General features: G+C 35.7%; 3 protein-coding genes. 1 reads left to right on the top strand and 2 read right to left on the bottom strand.

From position 1 onward, the window contains the following. Positions 1-61: 61 nt before the first annotated feature. Entirely contained in the window at positions 62-244 is a 183-nt protein-coding gene (locus ODU37_RS10650; protein WP_027974606.1) for a hypothetical protein, read from the top strand. A 10-nt stretch (positions 245-254) separates the two neighbouring features. Here the strand turns inward: ODU37_RS10650 and ODU37_RS10645 are convergent, their stop codons facing one another. Further along, complete coding sequence (locus ODU37_RS10645; protein ID WP_398580486.1) at positions 255-851, bottom strand: TIR domain-containing protein; 597 nt, start codon at positions 849-851, stop codon at positions 255-257. Beyond that, a partial coding sequence (locus ODU37_RS10640) for a DUF4231 domain-containing protein (protein WP_398580485.1) occupies positions 851-1,276 on the bottom strand: 426 nt, incomplete at its 5' end. The genes ODU37_RS10640 and ODU37_RS10645, both read right to left, overlap by 1 nt.

Below are 1,276 nucleotides of genomic sequence, written 5' to 3'. Positions count from 1 at the left end.
TTTTTTATTTTTTTCTAAAGTATGCTATAATGTAATCAAAAATAGCAGGCAGGTGGTAAATATGGTTAAGGTTAGAAAAATTCCAGTGGTGGTTGACGCAGAGCAAATCAGTGAAGTACAGTATATAGAGACCCTGGAAGGCACTATGAAGGCTTCTGCAGGTGATTGGGTTATCACTGGTGTTGATGGGGAGCGTTACCCTGTAAAACCAGATATTTTTGCTAAAACTTATGAAATTCTTTAAGGTTGGACTTCTAGGGTCTGACCTTTATTTTTTTTGTTAATTTTTCATTACTTCGTTTTTCAAAAGCGTGTTCAATATAGTCATTCGGTCTTTTTACAAAATCTTCCCACTTGACCAATACACAGTATCTATCATCTTCAGTCCAAGCACATTTTCCTTGATCGAGTGGCAAGTAGTAGTTGTAGTTAAATTCTGATACTGTTGTGTCGTCGTTGATTTTCACACCGTTATGACTACTTCCGCACTCACTGCAAGTGTAAGTGCTGGTATAAATGTTGTCATACATTTCGGGTAGTACAACGCCTAGTATACCGCTTCTAGTTCCTGCAGATGTATTAGATAGTGAAGCTTGCAATTCACGCTTTATGTAATTCTGATTTTGTAGCCAATTATTTTCGGAGCTATACTGTCCGATAAGATGTATAGTAACCGTGGAATCTTTTAGGTAATCTTCTCGTATTTTTCGCATGATGTAGTTTTCGTCTTGGGATTGTATCGGTTCGTTTAAAGACTTATCAATCATTTCTACATCCAGTTCATTTTGTATATATGTTTTGTAATCCATATTTTGGGATTTGAAAGAAATAAAACACTTATGTTTTGTCATCATTTTTCCTTTCTTTGTACAGTATCTGTCTGTAAGTTTGCCCAATTTATATTTTCGCTTGAAATGATTGTTTCGCAACGTTCAACCAGCAAAGCGAAGCTATCATTTTCGTTTTTATATACACCTGTTTTAGTCAGGAACATGTATTTTTCGTGCTTTAACAATTCGGTTGTTCGTCTATAATCAATCCAGTTGTCACGGTGCTTCGATAATGAAATAGCACTTTCACACAGCAACATCCCACTCGCGCAAATAGCCGATGCAATTGGAAAACACGGTGGTTTCCAAGCAGATAGAATTGGAATCATAAACCCGAGAAAAAGTTCGATATACTTCAAACATTTATACCATTTTTGATGGTGTTGGCTTTTCTTATCGTACCATGAAATTTGATTATCAAGTCTAGAATTTAGATATTCATCTTG

Source organism: Streptococcus sp. 2021WUSS109, assembly GCF_044427305.1.
Taxonomy (GTDB): domain Bacteria; phylum Bacillota; class Bacilli; order Lactobacillales; family Streptococcaceae; genus Streptococcus; species Streptococcus suis.
The sequence above is the reverse complement of the archived record's forward strand: the minus strand, read 5'-3'. Positions and strand labels throughout refer to the sequence as shown.